Origin of the sequence: Pseudomonas edaphica (assembly GCF_005863185.1) — a bacterium.
GTDB classification, from domain to species: domain Bacteria; phylum Pseudomonadota; class Gammaproteobacteria; order Pseudomonadales; family Pseudomonadaceae; genus Aquipseudomonas; species Aquipseudomonas edaphica.
This window is the reverse complement of record NZ_VBVZ01000811.1, coordinates 1-2309: the sequence shown is the minus strand read 5'-3', so window position 1 is coordinate 2309 and position 2309 is coordinate 1. Positions and strand designations below refer to the sequence as shown.

The window sequence follows — 2309 nt, the reverse complement described above, 5'->3', positions numbered from 1 at the left end:
CCTGGTACAAGGCGACGGAGTGTGCGTCGAAGTAGGTTGCCAGTTTGGCGTCCTCCAGCAGTTTGAACATGCCAGCAGGCGTCGTGGCCGGCGCTTCGGCCACGGCTTTCTGCGGCACAGTGCCGTGGGCACAACCACCCAGCAGCAATACCGCTTCTAGGCATGGCAGGCGCCTCATCGTGCGGTTCCCTGTGCCAGGTCCGGGCGTTCCTGCTGCAACAGAAGCTCATCGCCGCTGCCCTGCAACGAACAGAGCAGGCGGGTCTTCCCGTCCTCGACGCTCAGCATCAGGAGCTTTTCCGCGGAACCCGCCGCCGGAGCGATGCCCGAGGCCGCCGCAGGGTTGTTCTGCCAGGCGGAATTGGCGTCCGCCTTGATCCGTGGTTTAGAAATGAAGTACTCGCCTGCCTCCTGCCATTCCGCATGCGGCAACTTGGCCATGACTTGCTCGCGGCTGGCATCGATTTCGAAACCCCAGAAGTAGTAAATGCCTTGCTCGCCCAGGTCCATGATCCGGTCGTAGTAGCTAGTCAGGCGCAGGCCCTGGTCGTCGACAGCGGGGGTGAAGTGCTGGAAAGCAGTGTTGAAGTTGCGGCGGTCCAGCACTGGCGGCCAGGCCAGGCCGTGCTGATCGTTGCGGGCCAGCTTGACGGTCTTCCCCAGATCGGCGCGCTGGGAATACAGGTGTTTGAAAAATGACGGCTCACACGAGACCAGGCTTTCGCTGAGGCCGCTGGCCAGTGCATTACCGGAACACAGTCCGAGGAAAAGAGGAAGTATAGCTTTGCTGCAGGAGAAGGATAAAAGGCGACGCATGTCCATTGCTTGGAGAGTCCTGTTGGTGTGAAAAGACTCTATCGTAATTGCGTCAGGACGTTGTTACAAATTGAAAGGACCGGAAAAGGAGGCTGGCGCCAATCAATGCAGAGCAGGTGAGATAGCCTTCCTCCCAAGGCACAGCGGGAGTCCATACCGGGGCAATCATTGTGCGCGGTCCAAAAAGTCAGTTGCTCAGTGGAGAGCTGATCAAAGTCGCTTCTGTCGAACACAGAAGAACCTAATGTCGGTATCGTGCCAAAGGTAAGGGCGCCCGATAGTATTAAAACGCGGCGGAGTTCTTTTCTCGGTGACCGGCTCCTTTTGGCCGATAGCTGCCTGTCGCGAAGAGCAGGTTAGCGTCGGAAGCTGTCCTTTGCCACGGAGCTTGCGATCACCGCCTGACTCAGTTTTTGACGGTGATCGTCGCAATCGTTATTGCGTCTTCAGCTCTGCAATACCTCTCAGCGGATAGATCACTTCATGGGTATCCAGATTTCGAATCTCGGACTCGATAGTAATGGTCGAGACCTGACGTCCCGGAGGCCCATTGATGTCGTCGCGAGTGGTGAAGTCCACGACATATCGCTGGCCTGCACGGAACTCCACATCGCGAGCACTGAAGCCGCACTTCGCGCCACCGGTACCCAAGGCATTCATAGATACCCAACACCAGCTCAATGAGTGTTTGCCTGGGGTCAAGCGCAGTGCTTGCTTGCCGGAAACGTCGAGGATCGAGCGCCGACCGGCACCCTCTAGCAGTTGGTCGTCCACATGCGTGGCCAGCAACAGTCGATGGAATTTTACTCCCAATCCGCGAAAGCGGGTGGTGGCGAAATACACCACCGGCGCATTGGTCGCGTTATTGGACAGGTCATATGGAGTCATCAAGTCCGGCGCCCAATCACCCTGGTAATCCTTGTAGTGGTAGTTGGAGCAAGCGGTTGTGAGGCCGGCAATCAGCAGGACAGCCGGGAGTTTGAGATACGACAGAAATGACGACGAGCGCATTATTCTTCCTTGTTTAACGAGTTGGTCAGGATACCGCATCGCTATGCCAGCTAGTACTTGAGCGGATTAGGAAACTCATCACCTTTCAGCTTCGAGCCAGTGAAGGTACAGGGCAGGCTGCTTTTGGCTGCCAGCAGCCATTCATAAGAGCGTCCAGTGCGTAGGCATGCACTTAGCGTCAGGGTTATAGAAAACTAAACCACCCCGCATTCCTATATCTGGGAACCTCATCTCAGGCTCTCTATACTGGCCCCCCAGGATGGTAGTTGGAGCGCGGACTATGCCCGTCACACCCAATCAAAACTCCCCAATCAGGTTGGTCCAGGCTCAAGAAAGTGACTTGGATGATCTGGTCGCCATTCGAATCGAGGCCATGCGTGAAAGCCTGGAGCGTGTTGGGCGATTTGATCCAGTGCGCGCGCGCGAGCGGTTTCTTGGGGGTTTTGAAGCTCGCACCACACGCTACATCGAGGCATCTGGCG

General features: G+C 56.8%; 2 protein-coding genes and 2 pseudogenes. 1 reads left to right on the top strand and 3 read right to left on the bottom strand.

The features are described 5' to 3' along the window. The 3 genes and pseudogenes from FEM54_RS34855 to FEM54_RS30770 form a co-directional block, all read right to left on the bottom strand. Positions 1–178 (bottom strand): annotated as a pseudogene (locus FEM54_RS34855) (surface-adhesin E family protein); the annotation flags it as partial. Then, a complete protein-coding gene (locus tag FEM54_RS30775; RefSeq protein ID WP_138454086.1) occupies positions 175–822 on the bottom strand; it encodes a hypothetical protein in 648 nt (215 codons plus the stop codon). The pseudogene FEM54_RS34855 and the gene FEM54_RS30775, both read right to left, overlap by 4 nt. 429 nt (positions 823–1251) lie before the next feature. Then, positions 1252–1827, bottom strand: coding sequence for a hypothetical protein (locus tag FEM54_RS30770; protein ID WP_138454085.1), 576 nt, complete (start codon positions 1825–1827; stop codon positions 1252–1254). 280 nt (positions 1828–2107) lie between these two features. On the opposite strand from FEM54_RS30770, the pseudogene FEM54_RS34850 reads away from it, so the two are divergent. Then, positions 2108–2309: pseudogene (locus tag FEM54_RS34850) on the top strand (GNAT family N-acetyltransferase); the annotation flags it as partial.

Excerpts from the sequence above, each read along its gene's own strand:
- FEM54_RS30775 (WP_138454086.1), bottom strand. The coding sequence starts at position 822 with ATGGACATGCGTCGCCTTTTATCCTTCTCCTGCAGCAAAGCTATACTT.
- FEM54_RS30770 (WP_138454085.1), bottom strand. The coding sequence starts at position 1,827 with ATGCGCTCGTCGTCATTTCTGTCGTATCTCAAACTCCCGGCTGTCCTG.